18 protein-coding genes and 5 tRNA genes are annotated in these 17607 nt (G+C 65.4%); 3 read left to right on the forward strand and 20 right to left on the reverse strand.

Annotated features, from left to right (window positions below; genetic code table 11):
* Positions 1-196: 196 nt before the first annotated feature.
* Positions 197-272: transfer RNA gene (locus Q7T26_09395), tRNA-Ala, on the forward strand.
* A 71-nt stretch (positions 273-343) separates the two neighbouring features.
* Here Q7T26_09395 and rpe read toward each other — a convergent pair.
* The 5 genes from rpe to Q7T26_09420 are packed head-to-tail and all read right to left on the reverse strand — an operon-like array spanning position 344 to position 3350.
* On the reverse strand, positions 344-1036 hold the full coding sequence (gene rpe, locus Q7T26_09400; protein MDO8532357.1) for a ribulose-phosphate 3-epimerase: 693 nt from the start codon (positions 1034-1036) through the stop codon (positions 344-346).
* Positions 1029-2408 (reverse strand): argininosuccinate lyase, encoded by a 1380-nt coding sequence (argH, locus tag Q7T26_09405; GenBank protein MDO8532358.1) that lies wholly within the window; start codon positions 2406-2408, stop codon positions 1029-1031. The genes rpe and argH overlap by 8 nt, the downstream gene beginning before the upstream one ends.
* A complete protein-coding gene (locus Q7T26_09410) occupies positions 2405-2635 on the reverse strand; it encodes a type II toxin-antitoxin system HicA family toxin (protein MDO8532359.1) in 231 nt (76 codons plus the stop codon). The genes argH and Q7T26_09410 overlap by 4 nt, the downstream gene beginning before the upstream one ends.
* The gene (locus tag Q7T26_09415) at positions 2635-2865 is read right to left on the reverse strand and encodes a type II toxin-antitoxin system HicB family antitoxin (GenBank protein ID MDO8532360.1); all 231 of its coding nucleotides are present in this window, start codon (positions 2863-2865) and stop codon (positions 2635-2637) included. The genes Q7T26_09410 and Q7T26_09415 overlap by 1 nt, the downstream gene beginning before the upstream one ends.
* Before the next feature lie 5 nt (positions 2866-2870).
* Positions 2871-3350 carry a MaoC family dehydratase gene (locus Q7T26_09420; GenBank protein MDO8532361.1) on the reverse strand — a complete coding sequence of 160 codons (480 nt, stop codon included), beginning with the start codon at positions 3348-3350 and terminating at the stop codon, positions 2871-2873.
* A gap of 111 nt (positions 3351-3461) precedes the next feature.
* Here Q7T26_09420 and Q7T26_09425 point away from each other — a divergent pair, with 111 nt between their 5' ends.
* Positions 3462-3908 (forward strand): VOC family protein, encoded by a 447-nt coding sequence (locus tag Q7T26_09425; GenBank protein MDO8532362.1) that lies wholly within the window; start codon positions 3462-3464, stop codon positions 3906-3908.
* A gap of 194 nt (positions 3909-4102) precedes the next feature.
* On the opposite strand, the gene ileS is transcribed toward Q7T26_09425, so the two are convergent.
* The 13 genes from ileS to Q7T26_09490 all read right to left on the reverse strand — a co-directional run bounded on the left by ileS (position 4103) and on the right by Q7T26_09490 (position 14553).
* Positions 4103-7426, reverse strand: a complete 3324-nt coding sequence (gene ileS / locus Q7T26_09430) for an isoleucine--tRNA ligase (GenBank protein MDO8532363.1) — start codon at positions 7424-7426, stop codon at positions 4103-4105.
* Positions 7427-7925: 499 nt separating this feature from the next.
* A complete protein-coding gene (locus Q7T26_09435) occupies positions 7926-8051 on the reverse strand; it encodes a hypothetical protein (protein MDO8532364.1) in 126 nt (41 codons plus the stop codon).
* Between the two features lie 52 nt (positions 8052-8103).
* Positions 8104-9483, reverse strand: a complete 1380-nt coding sequence (locus Q7T26_09440) for a diguanylate cyclase (protein ID MDO8532365.1) — start codon at positions 9481-9483, stop codon at positions 8104-8106.
* 6 nt (positions 9484-9489) lie between these two features.
* Positions 9490-10446, reverse strand: a complete 957-nt coding sequence (locus tag Q7T26_09445) for a trypsin-like peptidase domain-containing protein (GenBank protein ID MDO8532366.1) — start codon at positions 10444-10446, stop codon at positions 9490-9492.
* A 107-nt stretch (positions 10447-10553) separates the two neighbouring features.
* Positions 10554-11021, reverse strand: a complete 468-nt coding sequence (locus Q7T26_09450) for a Crp/Fnr family transcriptional regulator (protein ID MDO8532367.1) — start codon at positions 11019-11021, stop codon at positions 10554-10556.
* A 47-nt stretch (positions 11022-11068) separates the two neighbouring features.
* Positions 11069-11155, reverse strand: a tRNA-Leu gene (locus tag Q7T26_09455).
* A 96-nt stretch (positions 11156-11251) separates the two neighbouring features.
* Positions 11252-11767 (reverse strand): cupredoxin domain-containing protein, encoded by a 516-nt coding sequence (locus Q7T26_09460; GenBank protein MDO8532368.1) that lies wholly within the window; start codon positions 11765-11767, stop codon positions 11252-11254.
* A gap of 253 nt (positions 11768-12020) precedes the next feature.
* Positions 12021-12096: transfer RNA gene (locus Q7T26_09465), tRNA-Cys, on the reverse strand.
* A gap of 44 nt (positions 12097-12140) precedes the next feature.
* Positions 12141-12227: transfer RNA gene (locus Q7T26_09470), tRNA-Leu, on the reverse strand.
* A 58-nt stretch (positions 12228-12285) separates the two neighbouring features.
* A tRNA-Trp gene (locus tag Q7T26_09475) sits at positions 12286-12362 on the reverse strand.
* Positions 12363-12452: 90 nt separating this feature from the next.
* Positions 12453-13187, reverse strand: a complete 735-nt coding sequence (locus tag Q7T26_09480; GenBank protein ID MDO8532369.1) for a cytochrome c biogenesis protein CcdA — start codon at positions 13185-13187, stop codon at positions 12453-12455.
* A complete protein-coding gene (locus Q7T26_09485; protein MDO8532370.1) occupies positions 13184-13729 on the reverse strand; it encodes a TlpA disulfide reductase family protein in 546 nt (181 codons plus the stop codon). The genes Q7T26_09480 and Q7T26_09485 overlap by 4 nt, the downstream gene beginning before the upstream one ends.
* Before the next feature lie 23 nt (positions 13730-13752).
* Entirely contained in the window at positions 13753-14553 is an 801-nt protein-coding gene (locus Q7T26_09490; GenBank protein MDO8532371.1) for an enoyl-CoA hydratase-related protein, read from the reverse strand.
* A 171-nt stretch (positions 14554-14724) separates the two neighbouring features.
* Here Q7T26_09490 and Q7T26_09495 point away from each other — a divergent pair, with 171 nt between their 5' ends.
* The gene (locus Q7T26_09495) at positions 14725-15489 is read left to right on the forward strand and encodes a glucose 1-dehydrogenase (GenBank protein ID MDO8532372.1); all 765 of its coding nucleotides are present in this window, start codon (positions 14725-14727) and stop codon (positions 15487-15489) included.
* 30 nt (positions 15490-15519) lie between these two features.
* Here Q7T26_09495 and Q7T26_09500 read toward each other — a convergent pair whose 3' ends face one another.
* Positions 15520-16422: an ABC transporter permease gene (locus Q7T26_09500; GenBank protein MDO8532373.1), complete on the reverse strand. Its 903-nt coding sequence runs from the start codon at positions 16420-16422 to the stop codon at positions 15520-15522.
* Between the two features lie 22 nt (positions 16423-16444).
* Positions 16445-17401, reverse strand: coding sequence for an ABC transporter permease (locus Q7T26_09505; protein ID MDO8532374.1), 957 nt, complete (start codon positions 17399-17401; stop codon positions 16445-16447).
* Positions 17402-17607 lie beyond the last annotated feature (206 nt).

The following is a 17607-nucleotide window of genomic DNA, read 5'->3' on the forward strand; positions in this document are numbered from 1 at the left end:
TCCGCTGGAACCGTATCTACGAGACCGTGCGGCCGCACCAAGCCTTGGGCTACAAGACCCCAGACCAGTTCTACCAGGACTGGCTCAAAACGCACTCCCCGGGAAAGGAGGTCTTGTCCGATATGTCCTGACCCAGTACAAGGCCTTGCGTAGCTGGCCGTGGTCTGGTAAGATGACCTTCGGCCTGTCATTTCGTGGGGCTGTAGCTCAGCTGGGAGAGCACCTGCATGGCATGCAGGGGGTCAGGGGTTCGATCCCCCTCAGCTCCACCACCACGTCAGAAGCAGAAAGCCCTCGCGCATCAGAACACGAGGGCTTTTCGTTTGCCCGCAGTAGCGCGGTATTACACCGCGGGGCGCGCCGCCTTCGCGAGGCTCGCCCGAAGCCGCGCGATGGCCGCGGACACGTCCTCCCGCTTGTTATAGACCGCGGAGCCCGCCACCAGCACCCGCGCTCCCGCCTCCACCACGCGCGCCGCCGTCTCCGCGTTGACGCCGCCGTCCACCTCTATCTCCGCCGACAGGCCGCGCTCGTCGAGCATCCGCCGCAGGCGCCGCACCTTGTCCACTGTGCTTTCGATGAACGCCTGAGCGGGAAAGCCCGGGTTCACGCTCATCACCAGCACCTGGTCCACGTCCGACATGACCTCTTCGATGGCCGCAAGCGGCGTGGCCGGGTTGAGCGCCAAGCTCGCCTTCGCGCCGAGCTTGTGGATCTGCTGCACCACGCGGTGCAGGTGGGCGACGGCCTCCACGTGGACGGAGATGATGTTCGCGCCCGCCTCCACGAACTCTGGGATGAGCCTCTCCGGCTCCACGATCATCAGGTGCACGTCCAGCGGAAGGGTCGTGTGGGGCCGGATGGCCCGCACCACCAGCGGCCCGACGGTCAGGTTGGGCACGAAGCGCCCGTCCATCACGTCCACGTGAATGTAGTCGGCGCCCGCGCGCGCGGCCTCCACGACCTGCTCGCCGAGGCGGGCGAAGTCCGCCGAGAGGATGGACGGGGCCAGCTTCACTCCACCAGCGCTAGACATCTTTTCCCTCCACCATTTTGCGCGCCTCCGCCAGCGCCCGCGCGACCCGCTCCGGCGACGTGCCGCCCTCGACGTTGCGCGCCCGCACGGAGCTCTCGACGCTGATGGCGAGCACGTCCTCCGCGAACTTTGGCGAGAAGCGACCGTACTCCTCCAGCGTCAGCTCCCGCAGCCCCTTGCGCGCGGCGACGGCGTGCTGCACCAGCTCGCCGACGATGCGGTGCGCCTCCCGGAACGGCACGCCCTTCCTGACCAGGTAGTCGGCGATGTCCGTGGCGAGCAGGTAGCCCTGCTCCGCCGTCGCGCGCATGCGTGCGGCGTTGACCCGCATCGTGCCGATCATGCCCGCGAACACGTCCAGCGTGGCCTGCAGGGTGTCCACCGTGTCGAACAGGCCCTCCTTGTCCTCCTGCAGGTCGCGGTTGTACGTCAGCGGCAGGCCCTTGAGCACGGCGAGCATAGCCATCAGATGGCCATACACCCGCCCGGTTTTGCCGCGCGCAAGCTCGGCCACGTCGGGGTTCTTTTTCTGCGGCATCAGGCTGGAGCCGGTGGCGTAGGCGTCGTCCAGCTCGATGAAGCCGAACTCCTCGCCCGACCACAGCACAAGCTCCTCCGCCAGCCGCGACAGGTGCGTCATGGCGAGGCTTGCCGCCGCCTCGTACTCGACGACGAAGTCGCGGTCGCTGACGGCGTCCATGCTGTTGCGGCTCACGCGGCTGAAGCCAAGCTCTCTTGCGAGCGCCCGCCGGTCAACGGCGTAGGGCGTGCCCGCGAGGGCGCCGCTGCCCAGGGGCAGGACGTCGGCACGAGCGCGGGCGTCGTGGAAGCGGGAAGCGTCCCGCTCCAGCATCTCCACGTACGCGAGCAGGTGGTGCGCCAGCAGGACGGGCTGCGCGCGCTGCATGTGCGTGTAGCCGGGGAGGATGGCGTCCCGGTGCGCCTCCGCCTGCTCCAGCAGCGCACACTGGAGGGCGCGGACGCGCTCGATGGTCTGGTCGCATGCCTCCTTCACGTACAGGCGCAGGTCCACGGCCACCTGGTCGTTGCGAGAGCGGCCCGTGTGCAGCTTGCGCCCGGCGTCGCCCGCCAGCTCGATGAGCCGCGCCTCAATGTTCATGTGCACGTCTTCGAGGTCGGCTTTCCACTGGAACTCGCCCTTCTCGACCTCGCTGCGGATGGAGGCGAGGCCCATGAGCACAAGCTCGGCCTCCTTGTCGGTGAGCGCGCCGGCTTGGTGAAGCGCGCGCGCCCACGCCACGCTCCCCGCGATGTCGTGTGGCGCGAGGCGGCGGTCATAGTGGACGGATGCGGTGTAGTCACGCACCGCCGGGGCCATCGGCTTGCTGAGCCGCGAGCGGGTGGGTTTCATTTTCGTTTTAGCAACTCCACGAACTCGTCTACTGTTATTCCCGCTTTGCGAATCTGTGAGCGCAGGAGACCCCGATCAAGCTCTCTGTGGTCCGGAATTGAGAGAGTCAATACCGAGCCAGCTTTTGTCATGACGATATGGCTGCTCTCCCGGCGCGCGATTCTCCATCCGGTTCTTTCAAACGCGCGAGCTGCTTTCCTTCCTGAGATGACAGGTAACTCAGCCACTAGACCGCTATCTCGACCTCGCGGATTTCGATAGTGGGAGGCAAGCCATGTTCCTTGCGTACTTTCAGGCAGACGCGGATCGCCGAGCGGATGTTGCGCAGCGCCGCGGCCTCGGTCTTGCCCTGTGACATGCAGCCAGGGATGGACGGGCACTCGGCGACAATCCAGCTATCCTCGCCTTTTTGCAGCGTGACGATGAGCTTCTGCCTGTGCTTCAGCAATTCGGGCATGGCTGTTATCCTTTGGTGGGCTTCTTCGGCACCAGGAAGTGGCGGCGGAACGTCAACACCTGCTCGCCGCGCTGGTTGGTCACGTTGGTGATGACGTGCACCACGCCCCTGTCGGTCTTGTTCGAGCTTTCCTTCTTGTCGAGCACCTTCGTCTCGGCGTAGATAGTGTCGCCGATCCAGACGGGCCCCACGTGGCGCACGTCCTGATAGTCCAGGTTCGCGATGGTCTTGCCGCTGGTCTCCTCCACGGTCATGCCCACCGCCAGGCTGATGACCAGCGTGCCGACGACGATGCGCTTGCCGTGCTGGCTCTGCTCCGCGAAGTGCGCGTCAATGTGCAGCGGCATGTGGTTCATGGTGAGCAGACAGAATTCCGTATTCATTTGCTCGGTGATGGTGATGCCGGGCCAGTGCTTGTAGATGTCCCCCTCGACGAACTGCTCGAAGTAGCGCCCGAAGGTCTCCCGTCGGTCATAGACGGTCATGCGCGCCTCCTTGCCAGGATGGAGAGAATTGTACAGAATAGATTATAGCGAATAGAGCAAGGGGGCGCGCGGGCACTGGCCTGACGCGCGTTCCTGACGGAGAGGGACGTAATGGAAGTCAAAGAGCTGGGCCACGTCGTCCTGTACGTGCGGGACATGGAGCGCTCAAGCCGGTTCTACAAGGACGTGCTGGGATGGCGCGAGGTGGGACGCATGGGACGCTGGGGCGTCGCGTTCTCCTCGGGCCGGACTCATCACGAATTACTGTTGATTGAGGTGGGTAAGGACGCCCAGCCCATCCCCACGGGACGGCGCGTGGGTATGTACCACTTCGGTCTGAAGGTGGGGGAGAGCGACGACGAGCTGCGCGAGGCGCTGGCCCGTCTGAAGGAAGCCGAGGTGCCGATCGTGGGCATGTCCGACCACACGGTGACGCACAGCGTCTACATTCTGGACCCGGACGGCAACGAGATCGAGCTGTACATTGACGTGCAGCCGCCCGTGTGGAAGGAGCGCCCGGAGGCCGTCATGGCGCCCATCAAACCGCTGCGCCTGTAGGCGAGGGGCGCCCTGGTGTGGTGTCTCTGACGTACGCTTGCTAAGTCATGCGTGAAAAGCTGCTCGCCGAGACGCCCTCGCCATTCAGAGTCTTTCCGGCGAAGGCCGGAAACCAGCGTCCCCTGCGGTTCCCTGGATACCGGCTTCCGCCGGTATGACGTGTTAAACAGGCAACGTATTTCTGAGACACCACACTACCCCACCTTCCGCACCGCGAGCGTCACCTTCTCCCCCTCCACATCGTGCTCCTCGCTGTACGCTCCGCCATGCGGAGCCGCGGACGTCGCGAGCTCCCGCGACAGCGTCTCCTGGCGGATGTAGTCGGCGTGCGTCCGCATGACGCGCTGCACGGCCTCGCCGCCCTGGTAGTGCGTCACGATCTGGTCGGCGATGTCGAACCCCGCCGACTTGCGCAAGGTCTGGATGCGGTGCACCAGCTCGCGGGCAAGTCCCTCGTCCGCAAGCTCCGGCGTGACGACGGTGGAGACGGCCACGAGATAGCCCCCCTCGGATGCAGTCGCGTAGCCCGGCCTGTCTGACGCCGTAATGAGCAGCTCGTCCGGCTTCAGCGTGTAGTCGCCGACCGCGACGTCGAAGCCTGCCCGCGCCTTCGCCGCCACGTCCGCGGCGGGGGCCTTCGCGAGCGCCGCCGCGACCTTGCCCATCTCCTTGCCGTAGCGCGGACCGAGCACGGGCAGGTTCGGCTTGACCTGGAACTCCTGGACGGCGGACTCGTCCTCCATGAGCTTGATTTCCTTGACGTTCAGCTCCTCCATCACCTGGGGAGCGAGGCGCTGCATCACCTCGCGCTCCTCCGGCGCGCGCACCCTCACCAGCGCCTGCGCGAGCGGCTGGCGCACCTTGAGCTTGGCCTTCTGCCGGGCGGCGCGTCCCAGGCTGACCACGCGCATGACCAGCCGCGTGGCGGCGTCCAGCTTGTCGTCAATGGCGCGCTCGTCCGCCGCCGGCCAGTCGGCCAGGTGCACGCTCTCCGGCGCCGCGCTGTCCACGGAGGCGACCAGGTTGCGGTACATCTCCTCAGCGACAAAGGGCGTGAACGGCGCGAGCAGCTTCGATAGGGTGGTCAGGCACTTGTAGAGCGTCCAGTGGGCCGCCAGCTTGTCCACGTCGCTCTCGCTTTTCCAGAAGCGACGGCGGCTGCGCCGGACGTACCAGTTGGACAGGTCGTCCACGAAGGCCTGGATGCGGCGGCCCGCGTCGGTGGGGTTGTACGCGTCCATGAACGTGGTCACATCCCGCGTCAGGCGGTGCAACTCGGAGAGCGCCCACCTGTCGAGGTCGGTCTGCGGGCCGGGGTCCTTCGCCCGGGACGGGTCGAAGCCGTCAATGGCGGCGTAGGTGGTGAAGAAGGCGTAGGTGTTCCAGAGCGGCAGCAAGAACTGGCGGACGCCTTCGCCCACCAGCTCCGCCGAGAAGCGGCGCGAGTTGCCCGGAGGCGTGGCGGTGTAGAGGTACCAGCGGATCGCGTCCGCGCCGTGGACGTTGATGACCGACCACGGGTCCACCACGTTCCCCTTGCTCTTGCTCATCTTCTCGCCCTTGCTGTCCAGGATGTGCCCCAGGCAGATGACGTTCCTGTAGCAGGGGCGGTCTTTCAGCAGCACCGACAGGGCGTGGAGGCTGTAGAACCAGCCGCGAGTCTGGTCCACCGCCTCGCAGATATAGTCGGCGGGGAACCACAGGCCCTCGTCAATGTAGTCTGGCTTCTCGAAGGGGTAGTGCCATTGGGCGAAGGGCATCATCCCGGAGTCGAACCAGCAGTCTATGACCTCCGGTACGCGCCGCATCGTCCCGCCGCACTTGGGGCAGGCGAAGGCGATGGCGTCCACGATGGGCCGGTGCATGTCCAGGTCGCCGCTCCTGAGCGTCGCCTCCGGCAGCACGGACGCGTCGAGCGTCTTCAGTCCGGGCCGAGCGCGCAGGTCGGCCACTCCGCCGACGCACTCCCGTTGGCGGCAGGCCTTGTCCTGGCACTCCCAAACGGGCAGGGGCGTGCCCCAGTACCGCTCGCGGGAGAGCGCCCAGTCCACGTTGTTGCGGAGCCACTCGCCGAAGCGCCCTTCCTTGATGTGCTCCGGGTACCAGTTGATCTCCTTGTTGGCGCTGACCAGGCGGTCTTTCATCGCCGTCGTGCGGATGTACCACGAGGTCTTGGCGTAGTAGAGCAGAGGCGCGGCGCAGCGCCAGCAGAAGGGATAGGTGTGGACGATGGTCTCGCGCCTGTAAAGCAGCCCGCGCTTCTTCAGGTCGTCCATGACCAGCGGGTCCGCGTCTTTCACGAAGCGTCCCGCGAAGGGGTACGTCCCGGTGAGCCGGCCCTGAGTGTCCACCTGCTGCACGAAGTAGAGGCCGTTTTCCTCCCCGGCGTGGTAGTCGTCCTCGCCGAAGGCGGGCGCGATGTGCACGATGCCCGTGCCGTCGTCCAGGGAGACGAAGTCCCCGACGATGACGGCGTAGCCGAATCCTTCCGCGGAAGGACGCTCCCGCACCGGGTGCAACGTGCGGTCCCGCGCGAAGCCGCGGACCTCCACCCCGTAGGCGAAGGGGTCGTACAGGGGCTTGTAGCGCAGTCCCACCAGGTCGGCGCCCTTCACGGTCGTGACCACGCGGTGCGGCCCCGTCAGCGCCTTGCCCAGCAGTGCCTGGGCCATAACGAGCCGCTCGGCGCCGCGCCCCGACTTCTTGTCGGCGGGCAACTCCACCAGCGCGTAGTCGGCGTCCGCCTTGATGGCGAGCGCGGTGTTACCCGGCAGCGTCCAAGGCGTTGTCGTCCAGGCCAGGAAATGGAGAGGCATGTCCGCGGACATGGCGAGCAGCGACTGGGCGGCGGGCGTGCCGCGCGGGTCGTCGCGGTCCACCTCGAACTTCACGTAGACGGAGGGGTCCTTCGTGTCGTCCTTGTAGCCCAGCGCCACCTCGTGGGAGCTGAGGGTTGTGACGCAGCGCGGGCAGTGGGGCGTGACGCGCATGCCCTGATAGACCAGGCCACGGTCCCAGAGCTGCTTGATGGCCCACCAGCCGCTCTCCACGTAGCCGCTGGTGAAGGTGATGTAGGCGCTGTCCAGGTCCACCCAGAAGGCGACCCGGTCAGTCAGGCGTTCCCACTCCTTGACATAACGAAAGACGCTGTCCTTGCACCGGGCGTTGAACGGTCCGATGCCGTACTGTTCGATCTCCGGCTTGGTGGAGATGCCAAGCTCTTTTTCTACCTCCAATTCCACCGGCAGGCCGTGAGTGTCCCATCCGGCCTTGCGCGGGGCGTAGTAGCCGCGCATGACCTTGTAACGGGGGATGATGTCCTTGAATACACGCGAGAGGACGTGATGGATGCCGGGCTTCCCATTGGCGGTAGGGGGGCCCTCATACAGGATGAAGCGCGGCCCGTTCTTGCGTCCCTCCACGCTGCGCTCGAATACGCGGCGCTCCTTCCAGAACTGGAGGACGGCCTCCTCCTGACGGGGGAAGTCCACCTTGCTGCTGACCTGCCTGAAGCCCATGCTCTCTCCTCGCTGTGTCCTGTGCTCGTGCCGTGGCTGTGGGGAACCCACCGTGTGTCTGGTAGTTTTTTCTGTGTATTGCTGTGACAGATACCTCATCCCCTAGTCTCTGCTCCCTTCGGCTGCGCTCAGGGCAGGCTCTCCCAGACCCTCCGGCGGGCCGCCCTGCGGCCCTGCACCCGCTAGCATCTTGCGTGCCGTGGCTGATAGACAAGATCAGCTTATTCAGGAGGATGCAGGGAACCCACGGTTCCCTGCCGGGGTGTCAGGGGTGTCCCCTGAAGCGTATGGTTTTCCTCCCCGCTCCACAGGAGCGGGGGATCGAGGGGGTGAGGCCCCACCTCCTTCCAAACAAAAACGCCCATCCCAATAAGGGACGGGCGATAGCCCGCGGTGCCACCCTTGTTCCCCGGCTATGCCGGGGCGACTCGTTCAGGCGCGTCCTTTCGTGAAAGGATATGCCCGCGTCCCGGCTAACGGGGGACGGCTTCGGCCCGGTCTACTTTCGCCGCCGGGGCGTCCGGTCGGCGAGTTCGGCGGGCAGCTCGGGAGGGATATCCAGGAGGGCGTCCGCGTCCGCTTGCACTCTCCGGACTCGCTGGGGCGGCCCGCTGTCCTCCGGCATGTCTCCGTCATAGCCTTTGCGACGATAACGGTAACATGCGCCATGCCAAGCGTCAAGTCGAGGACGCGGCGCGGCCCGGTGCCTGCGTCACCCGGACGCGGTTCCGCCCGGCCTGCTTGGCCTGGTACATGGCCGCGTCCGCTTGCGCGACCAGGTCCCACGCGCTTGTGGCGGTGTCCGGGTATACCGCCGCGCCGACGCTCACGGTGACGCCCGCCTCTGTCTCCTGCCCGTCGGAGGGCCTGATAGCGAATCTGGCCTGTTCGACGGCGGAGCGGAGCTTCTCCGCGACATTGCCCGCGTCGTCATAGGCGCAGCCCGGAAAGATGATTGTGAACTCCTCTCCGCCGTAGCGCGCCACCACGTCCACCTCTCGCACTGCCAGGCGCAGGACGGTCGCGACGTTCCGGAGCGCCACGTCGCCCGCGAGATGCCCGTACCTGTCGTTGAAGTCCTTGAATCGGTCAATATCCCCGAATAGCAGGGTCACCGGGTAATTAAGGCGGCGCGCGCGCTGGATTTCACGGTGAAGCGCCTCGTCGAAAAAGCGGCGATTGTACAGGCCGGTGAGGCCGTCCGTGGTGGCGAGCTGCTCCGTTTTCTCTTGCAGTTTCTGGATGGCGCTGGCCATCTGATCGAATCCGGCCGCAAGGATCGTGATTTCGTCGCGCGCACCAGGAGACACAGGCTCGTTTACACGTGTGTCAAGCTTGCCGCGGGCCATCTGCCGGACGGCGGCGGTGATCCGTTCAATCCGCTTGAGGCCGCGTCTGTATGGAAGGGAGTAGAACGCGATGCCGACAGCGATGAGTCCCATGCCCGTGATAAGGTACACCCGCCCGGCCAGCGTCTGGAGAGCGGCCTCGCGGGGAGCGGTTGACATGTACACGCCCACCGACGCCAGGATTTGTCCCCTGGCATTGAGCACCGGCGCCAGGACCTCGAGGGCAGGCTGCCCGTCAATGTGCGTGTCCCTGGCGGAAGACAGGCCCGTGAGAAGGGGGGCGGCGTCTTCCGCATCCCCTGCCTTTCCAACGCGGTCGGGTGTGGAGCTGACCCATACGCGCGTCTGTCCTGCTTCGGCGGTGTAGACGTTCACTCTCAGCAGCGCGGGGTTGATTTGGACAAGCTCCGTAACATCTCGCTGGGCATGGGACTGGTCCTCCAGTTGGTCTCCGTTCAGAACAACGGAGCCGACCAGCCGGGACATCGTCAGCGCCCGCTCCTCGTAAAGGGCTTGAATAGCGTCGTGCTCCACGTTGAGGACGATGGCAATCAGCACAACTGTCTGAATGAGGGTCAGCACGACGACCATGCCCATGACCTTCGTGAAAATGGGCAGAGCGTTGTCCAAGCGCAAATACCAGGGGATGTGCGCGCCCTTCGCAGCCCTTTTCTCCGAGGCCCCTCGGTTGTAGTCTTGTTTCACCATGCTCGCTCAGTCCATAACCGGGCTTGGAGCCGGACGCACAGTTAGTTCGGTCATGCGTCCCTCCCGGAGGATGACCAGGGGCATGTTCAGGTCAATGCTGTCCCGCGTCAGTATCTTGTGGATGGTGTCCACGCTGGCTACCGCCTTCCCCGCGAGGGCCACGATCACGTCCCCGGGGCGCAGTCCCGCCTGTTGGGCCGGGCTGTCCGCGGCAACGCCCATCACCAGGACGCCCGCCTCCTGGCGGACTCCCAGCGCGGCAGCTGCTTCCGGCTGGAGAGTCACACGCTGTCCCTGGATGCCCAGGAAGCCGCGCACAATGCGGCCCTCCTGGATGAGGGTCGCGGCTACCCACTTGGCCGTGTTGATGGGGATGGCGAAACAGATGCCTTGGGCGAAGGCGATGATGGCCGTCCCGACGCCTACGACGCGCCCGCGCGAGTCCACCAGAGGCCCGCCACTGCTCCCTGGGTTCAGAGCGGCGTCCGTCTGGATGATGTTCTCGATCAGCCGCCCGCCGTAGCTGCGCAGGGCGCGCCCCACTCCGCTGACGATGCCCGCGGTGACCGTGGCCTGGAATCCCAGCGGATTGCCCAGCGCAATGACAAGTTGCCCGACGCGCAGCGCGTCCGAGTCGCCGAGCTCCGCCGCGGGAAGCCCCTGGCCGGGGATGCGCAGGACAGCCAGGTCCGTGTCCGGGTCCTCGCCGATAATCTGGGCGGCATATGTCCGGCCATCGGAGCAGGTCACGTCCAGGCCGTTTGCGCCGTGGACCACGTGGCTGTTGGTGAGCACGAGGCCGTCCGGCGCAATGATGAAGCCGGAGCCTGTGCCTCCTTCGCCTCGTCTGCCACGTTGCCCGCGCGCGACGCTCACCTTTACCACCGCGGGCGCGACCTTGTCCACCGCCTGTGTCACGGCCTGGGAGTAGCTGTCCAGAATATCGCTATCGTGGTCCGCCACGTGTCCTGCTTTCCCGCGGGGCCGCGAATGTCTCGCTGGTCCACTGTCGCCCGGAACGCGCCGGGGACCCCCTGGCTCCCCTCCATGTCGTAGAGAGCGACGCGTCTTTACAGGAGCTTGGTCAGCCATGTCCGCGCGTGGTGCACGCGCTTCGCCAGGTCGCGCTGGAGCCTGAGGCTGATGTCGGCGTTCGAGCGGGCGAGGTCCAGGAAGACGTCCGGCGGGACAAGGAGGCACTCGCAGTCTTCCACCGCGAGGGCGTTCCCCACGAGCGACGTGTCCGTCAGATGGCTGACAAGCCCGATGCACTCGCCCGCCTCGAGGATATCCGTCATAGCCGAAAAAGAGGACTCCGTGCGCTGAGACGGTATCTGGACTCCAACGCGACCGCGGAGGAGGACATAGAACGTTTGGGGTACCTCGCCGGCCTTGAGAATAGATGCGCCCGCGGGGTAGCGGGCGACACGCGCGGTTTGAGTGAGGCCATTCCGTGCCTTGGCGTTAAGGCCGTGGAAGAGGTCCAGGGAGTCAACCGCCTGGTGGACTCTGGGGTCTATGTTTTTCGATGGAGTCATCGGCGGTCCTTGCTGGGCGGGGCTGCTACGACTCGACGTGGTTGAGGTGGTGCCGAGGGCGGGACTCGAACCCGCACGGACGGAGGTCCCGAGGATTTTAAGTCCTCCGCGTCTACCAGTTCCGCCACCTCGGCGTCGTACAGCCATTATACAGGAGACGCAGGAGACCGTTTCGCGGCCCTCCTGCGTCGAAATGCGCCGAGTCGTTTCTTTGATTATTGAGCGGGCAGTTACGCCTCAATGACCAGCTTGCCTTCCATTCCAGTCTCGCGGTGGCCGGGTACGGAGCAATAATACGCGTATTCACCAGCCCTGGTTACGCTAAACACAACGGACCGGCTCTGACCCTTGGACGAGACATGCCCGGCGTGGATTCCCAAAGACGGGATAACAAAGTCGTGCTCGATTCCATCACCGTTGGTTAGTGTTATCTTGACGACGTCCCCGACGGTCAACTTGAGGACGGGGTTCACGGCGCCGCTCGAGACCTCATCGTGGCCCTCGAATGTGAAACCGGCGCCGGAGAAGTGAGTGTCCAAGGCATAAGCCCTGGTCGGTTCTGAATTGGCAGCCGGAGAAGAACTCGATTCCACGTGGTCCTGCTGATGAGGTATCCCGTGGGAATCGGCCATCGGAGCGGACGGATGTGCGGTGGAAGCAGCGTACGGCGCGCAAGCCATGAGGAGTGTGGATATGCTCAATGCGATGATGCCCGAGCTTGTTCGCAGCGCCGCGTTGAAACCCATTGTATGACCTCCAGTGTGTTTGTCGTGTCGCGTAGTGTTGACATTGTATTCCCTGGCGCACGGGGGTCGCCATGACAAAAGTCACACACATTTCTTGCGTGCAGTCATGGGCAGGCGGTGTACCCCACGTATGGTCAACCTGTCCAATCAGAGGTGTCTACCAGTTCCGCCACCTCGGCGTCGCAAGGCCATTATACAGGAATGCAGGACACCCTCTGGGGAATGTCCTGCGTCCACGCATTGTGCCGTAGTTTGGAGGCGACGGGCAGATTCGAACTGCCGCATAGGGGTTTTGCAGACCCCCGCCTTAACCACTTGGCTACGTCGCCTCGCGCATGACCAGCGCGTCCACGCTGGCCGGCTGCCAGTAAGCTGGTGCCGAGGAGGAGATTTGAACTCCTACAGGCTTTCGCCCACCACCCCCTCAAGATGGCGTGTCTACCAATTCCACCACCTCGGCACGCGGAGTCACAGGCGCCTGGTGTCCCCGGGCGTTCGCGCCAGAACGGGGTATGCGATGGCAGGAGCGGGAGGACTTGAACCCCCGACCCGCGGTTTTGGAGACCGCTGCTCTACCATACTGAGCTACGCTCCTTCGGCCACGCTATGTGAGTATAGCAAAAAGCGGAAATGAGGGTCAAGGCAGACCAAATGGGGTTGGGATTGGCGGGCGGAGAGGGCCGCCCTAGTAAAACAGTGTGTAGTACGCCTTCTGCGCCAGGATGCTCAGGTAGAAGATGCGGTTGGTCAGGAACAGCAGCCCCACCACAATGAGCAGCCCGCCGCTCACCACGTTGATCGCCCGGTAGTGCCGCCGCACCCAGCCCATGGCGCCCAGCGCCCGGCCCAGGAACAGGCCGGTCAGCAGGAAGGGAATACCCATGCCCAGCGAGAACACCAGCAGGAGAAGCATCCCCTGGCCCACGGAGTCGGCCAGGCTGGCGTAGTACAGGATAGCCGCCAGCACCGGCCCGATGCACGGCGTCCACCCGAAGGCGAAGGCCATCCCCAGCAGCGCCGGGCCTGCTGCGCCCATCGCGCGGCTGCTCGCGTCCACGCGCAACTCACGGAACAGGAAGGGGACGCGCAGGACGCCCGTCATCGCCAGCCCCATCAGCACCATCAGCGCGCCCGCCGCCACGTTCATCTCGCGCCGATAGGCGTCCAGCAGCGCGCCGACGAAGGACGCCGACGCTCCCAGCAGCATGAACACCAGCGAGAAGCCCAGGACAAAGAGCAGAGAAGCGCGCAGGACTCGCAGAGTCTCCGCGCGGCCGGGCCGGGACATGCCGTCCATGGATACGCCGGAGATGTACGAGATGTAGCCGGGCATGAGCGGCGCGACGCACGGGGAGAAGAAGGAGAGGAGGCCGCCGCCGAACGCCAGGCCGATGCCTATCTGCGGGACAAACTCGTTCATCGTTGCAGCAGGTCGTTGATGCTGCCAGCCAGCAGCCGGGCGCCCACCGCACCGACCCATCGTCCGGCGACGCGTCCCTCCTTGTCCACGAAGAAGGTCACGGGTATGCCCGACACGCCGTAGTCAATGGTTATCTCGCCCGATACGTCAGGCCCGTTGGGGTAGGTGATGTCGAACTCCTTGATGTAGGCGCGGGCGGCGCTTTCCGTGTCCTGGATGTCCACGCCCACGAAGACGACGCCCTTGTCCTTATATTCCCGCCACGCGCGTTCCAGGAAGGGTGCCTCCTCGCGGCAGGGGACGCACCAGGAGGCCCAGAAGTTGATGACCACCACCTTGCCGCGCTGCTCCGACAGGCGGAACCGCGTGCCGTCGAAGGTCGTGATGGTGAAGTCGGGCGCGGGACGGCCCACGCGCTGGGCGCCGCTGCCCGCCGTGGATGGCGCGTTGTTGGCGACGGCCCAGCCGAGCAGCCCGCCCAGGGCCGCCAGGGCCAGGACCACCAGGCCAAGGATAAGCAGGCGCCTGCGGCGATCGGTCATATCCTTTATTGTACCGCTGTCCGCTATCGCCCCTTGAAGATAGGCTCGCGCTTCTCCACCCACGCGCGCGGGCCTTCCTGGGCGTCGTCCGTGGCGGTGGCCAGGTGTCGCGCTTCCTCCGTTGTTTGAAGCGCGGCGGGCAGGTCCAGGAACATGCACCGCCGGACGAGGCGCTTTGTCATGCGGATGGCCACGGTGGGGCCTTTGGCGAGCTGCATGGCGAAATCGTGGGTGACGGGCATCAACTCGTCGTTGGGCACCACGCGACTGACCAGGCCGATGCGATAGGCCTCCTGCGCGTCAATAACCTTGCCCGTCCACATGAGTTCGTAGGCGTTGGCCAGGCCGACCAGGCGTGGAAGGAACCACGCGCCTCCTCCTCCTGGGATGTTGCCCATGCGGATGTAAGCGCTCGCAAACCGCGCACGGTCCGACGCGAAGCGGATGTCCGCCGCGCAGATCAGGTCCAGCCCGCCTCCGGCAGCGGCGCCGTTCACCGCGGCGATATACGGCTTGTCCACCACCTGAACGGCCTGCATTATTCTGGAAGCCATAGCCGCGGGTTGCGACAGGGGCGGCTCTTTGCCCTCCCGCATGCCCTGGCGCTCCGCGACAATTCGACGGGGGTTGGCCCCGCCGCAGAACGCGCGGCCCGCACCCGTCACGACGATGGCGCGGACGTCTGGGTCCCACTGGGACATCTCCAGAGCCTTCGCCCACTCCTCGGCCATCTCCCGCGTCAGGGAATTCATGGCCTGGGGCCGGTTCAGCGTGATGGTGGCGACCTGGTCTTCGACGGTATAGATGATGTCCTTGAACTCCATGTCATACCTCCGTATGCTTCCCCAAGTATAAGCGAGGGGCCGGACTCCGTCCATGATGGACTTGCGCCGAGCGCCGTTGACACGCGCGAGGAAGCGGCCATACAATGCGGAGACTCGTGCCGGGGTCTTTGCTGGACAGGTTACCTGTAGGGCACAGATAGGAGGAATGTCATGCTACTCGATATGTTCCGGCTCAACGATCGTGTCGCCATCGTTACGGGCGGCGGGCGCGCCATCGGCAAGGCCATTGCGCTGGGCATGGCCGAAGCTGGTGCTCATGTGGCTGTGGTGGACATTGACGCCAAGTCCGCCGAGGCGACGGCGCAAGAGGTGCGCTCCCGCGGGAGGAAGGCGCTGGCCGTGGCGACGGATGTGACCCAGGCCGGCGCCGTTCGGGACATGGTCCGTCGCGTCCAGGCCGAGTTCGGCAAGGTGGACGTCCTGGTGAACAACGCGGGAGGACAGGTCCGGGAGCCGGGGGTGGCTGGCTGGCAGATCAGCGAGTCGGCGTGGGACAAGGAGATCGCACTGAACCTGAAGAGCGCCTTCCTGTGCTCCCAGGCGGTGATTCCCATCATGCAGCAACAGAAGCAAGGCTCCATCATCTTCATCTCCAGCGGCGGGGCCTTCATCGGAGGCATGACGGGGGTCTCCTACGGGGCGGCCAAGGCGGGACTGGTCCAGCTCGCCAAGTCGCTGGCGCTGCAATGCGGGCCTTCCAACATCCGCGTCAACGCCGTCGCGCCCGCGTCGCTGGACACGCCCGGCTTTCCCAAGCCGCCGCCCGTGGCCGAGCGTATCGTCAAGGGCATACCCCTGGGCCGGCTGGGCGACCCTGTCTTCATCGCGGCGGCGACCGTGTACCTGGCGTCGGACGCGGCGGGGTACGTCAGCGGCCACACGCTCGTGGTGGACGGCGGGATGACCGTGGTGTAGGGCCTGTCCTGAGCTTGCCGAAGGGTTCGCCTACTGCTTCAGGCGGGGGTCCAGGACGTCGCGCAGGGCGTCGCCCAGCAGGCTGAACGCGAAGACGGCCAGGGAGATGGCTAGGCCGGGGTAGATGGCCAGCCAGGGGGAGCTCTGCGCGAAGTTCAGCCCCTCGCCGGAGAGCATTCCGCCCCACGACGGAGTGGGCGGCGGCGTGCCCAGTCCCAGGAAGCTCAGCGACGCTTCGACCAGGACGGCCCAGCCGATGCCTGATGTGGCGATGATGATGTAGGGCGCTATGCACTGGGGGAGGATGTGGTGGAAGAGTATCCGCATGGTGCCCGCGCCTACCGCGCGAGCCGCGTCCACGAACTGGGCGTTTTTCACCGCCATCGCGCTCGACCGTACGACGCGCGCCGCCTGTGGCACAAGCACCACGGACAGGGCGAAGATGACGTTTGTCACCGAGGCGCCGAGCGCCGCGACGATGGTCAGCGCGAGGACGAGGAGCGGGAACGCCTGGATGGTGTCCATCAGCCTCTGGATGGCCAGGTCTACCTTGCCCCCCGCGTATCCGCTCACCAGGCCCAGGAGCGCCCCCGCGGTCGTGCCAATGGCCACGGATATGATGCCTACGAAGAGCGATATGCGCGCTCCCCAGATGATGCGGCTCAACTGGTCGCGCCCGAACTGATCCGATCCCAGGAGATACTTGAAGCTCGGAGGTTGCCGCAGGTCGCCGTAGTGGGTGTCATAGGGATCGTACGGCGCGATAAAGGGGGCGAAAATAGCCGTCGTGACAAGCACAATCGCCACCACGAGCCCCGCCACCCCCAGGGGCTTTCGGCGCAGCCGTCGCGCCAGATCAAGCAGCGCCCCGTACCGTGTGCGGGGGGCCGCCAGCGCTACGGGCGCCGTGCTCTCCATGCTGTGGTGGGCCATCAAGGGATGCAACCGTCCTCTCCTACGTGTAGCGAATGCGCGGGTCCAGCCATGCGTACAGGAGGTCCACACCCAGGTTTACCAGAACATACACCGCCGCGATGAGCAGGACGATGGTCTGGACTATGGGGTAGTCCCGTCGCAGAATCGCCTGGATCAGCTCCGTCCCCATGCCGGGGAGGACGAAGACGATCTCGACGAGCACCGCGCCGCCGATGAGAACGCCGAACTGTATGCCGGTCAGCGTGACGACGGGCAGGACGGCGTTCTTGAGGGCGTGGCGATACATGATGACGCGCTCCCGCAGGCCCTTGGACCAGGCCGTGCGGATGTAGTCCTGGCGCAATACCTCCAGCATCTGCGAGCGCGTCATCCGGCTTACCGCCGCCGACAGGTAGTACCCCATGGTCAAGCTCGGCCAGATGATCTGCTGAAGGTTGACCAGCGGGTCTTCAAAAAAGCCAGCGTAGCCCAGAGGCGGCAGCCAGCCGAAAGTCCCCACCAGCACCATGATGACCAGCGTTCCGGTCCAGAACACGGGCATGGCGAGCCCGCCGATGCTCACCACCCGGAAGACGTAGTCCACCCACGTGTCCTGCCGCATGGCGGACAGCACGCCGATGGGCAGGGCGATGAGCAGCGACACCACAATGGACAGAATGACCAGCTCCAGCGTGACGGGGAAGGTGTCCCGGATATGGGCTATGACGGGACGCCCGCTCTGCAGGGACTTGCCCGGGTCCAGCCGGACGAAGTCCCACATCCACGAAAGGTATTGCTGGTAGATGGGTTTATTCAGGCCAAGCTGTTCGCGGAAGGCGGTCAGTTTCTCCTGAGATACGCCCGCCGAGCCCTCCCCGCCCAGGATTGCTAACGCGATGTCCCCGGGGATGACGCGCATGATGATGAAGATGGTGAGAGAGACGCCTATAAGAACTGGGACCGCCAGCAACAGGCGTCGTATGATATACCGCTGCATGCCATCTTGGCCTTACTATTCCGCCCACCAGCGCGGCCTCACCCTGGACATACCGGGCGGGGAGGCCGCGCCGTAACGAGGGCTTATTTCGCCAGCCAGACGTCCGTGTACTGTAGGTTGTTGGTCAGGCCGATAGGCGGGTCGTAGTTGCGGACGTCCTTCCAGACGCCCATCTGGCCCACCAGGTGCAGGATGTGAGCGATGGG

This window comes from Dehalococcoidia bacterium (assembly GCA_030648205.1).
Lineage (GTDB): Bacteria > Chloroflexota > Dehalococcoidia > JAUSIH01 > JAUSIH01 > JAUSIH01.

Coding starts and splice junctions, on each gene's coding strand:
- Q7T26_09495 (MDO8532372.1), top strand. CDS start 14,725: ATGCTACTCGATATGTTCCGGCTCAACGATCGTGTCGCCATCGTTACG.
- Q7T26_09505 (MDO8532374.1), bottom strand. CDS start 17,401: ATGCAGCGGTATATCATACGACGCCTGTTGCTGGCGGTCCCAGTTCTT.
- Q7T26_09440 (MDO8532365.1), bottom strand. CDS start 9,483: ATGGTGAAACAAGACTACAACCGAGGGGCCTCGGAGAAAAGGGCTGCG.
- rpe (MDO8532357.1), bottom strand. CDS start 1,036: ATGTCTAGCGCTGGTGGAGTGAAGCTGGCCCCGTCCATCCTCTCGGCG.
- argH (MDO8532358.1), bottom strand. CDS start 2,408: ATGAAACCCACCCGCTCGCGGCTCAGCAAGCCGATGGCCCCGGCGGTG.
- ileS (MDO8532363.1), bottom strand. CDS start 7,426: ATGGGCTTCAGGCAGGTCAGCAGCAAGGTGGACTTCCCCCGTCAGGAG.
- Q7T26_09420 (MDO8532361.1), bottom strand. CDS start 3,350: ATGACCGTCTATGACCGACGGGAGACCTTCGGGCGCTACTTCGAGCAG.
- Q7T26_09415 (MDO8532360.1), bottom strand. CDS start 2,865: ATGCCCGAATTGCTGAAGCACAGGCAGAAGCTCATCGTCACGCTGCAA.
- Q7T26_09425 (MDO8532362.1), top strand. CDS start 3,462: ATGGAAGTCAAAGAGCTGGGCCACGTCGTCCTGTACGTGCGGGACATG.
- Q7T26_09480 (MDO8532369.1), bottom strand. CDS start 13,187: ATGAACGAGTTTGTCCCGCAGATAGGCATCGGCCTGGCGTTCGGCGGC.
- Q7T26_09500 (MDO8532373.1), bottom strand. CDS start 16,422: ATGGCCCACCACAGCATGGAGAGCACGGCGCCCGTAGCGCTGGCGGCC.
- Q7T26_09490 (MDO8532371.1), bottom strand. CDS start 14,553: ATGGAGTTCAAGGACATCATCTATACCGTCGAAGACCAGGTCGCCACC.
- Q7T26_09435 (MDO8532364.1), bottom strand. CDS start 8,051: ATGCCGGAGGACAGCGGGCCGCCCCAGCGAGTCCGGAGAGTGCAAGCG.
- Q7T26_09450 (MDO8532367.1), bottom strand. CDS start 11,021: ATGACTCCATCGAAAAACATAGACCCCAGAGTCCACCAGGCGGTTGAC.
- Q7T26_09485 (MDO8532370.1), bottom strand. CDS start 13,729: ATGACCGATCGCCGCAGGCGCCTGCTTATCCTTGGCCTGGTGGTCCTG.
- Q7T26_09460 (MDO8532368.1), bottom strand. CDS start 11,767: ATGGGTTTCAACGCGGCGCTGCGAACAAGCTCGGGCATCATCGCATTG.